At 56.1% G+C, this 255-nt stretch carries 1 protein-coding gene; it reads right to left on the bottom strand.

Going from position 1 to position 255, the window contains the following annotated elements:
• Window positions 1-255: hypothetical protein (locus SB753_RS39205; protein ID WP_410805437.1), on the bottom strand; the 255-nt coding region annotated here is incomplete at both ends.

Genomic DNA, 255 nt, shown 5'->3' with positions numbered 1-255 from the left:
CGTCCGCCGCCCTCCTGCGTGAAGTTTCCAAACAGCACGTTTTCCTTTACAGCCTGCACAAAGTTACCGTTATGCTCGAGTCCACCCCGTGGAATGTCGGGTGAACTGCTCGCTAGCATCGCGGCTCCCTCGCGCCTGTACAGACCTACCGTGTAACCGGAATCGTTGTCGAGAAACTTGGAATACAAATCGACCAGATACTTCCGACGCAGCGCAACCGAGATGATCCCGAGATGCCCGTCTCCGTTACTGGCA

Source organism: Paraburkholderia sp. SIMBA_053, assembly GCF_046534895.1.
Taxonomy (GTDB): domain Bacteria; phylum Pseudomonadota; class Gammaproteobacteria; order Burkholderiales; family Burkholderiaceae; genus Paraburkholderia; species Paraburkholderia caledonica.
This window is presented reverse-complemented; position numbering and strand designations above follow the sequence as displayed.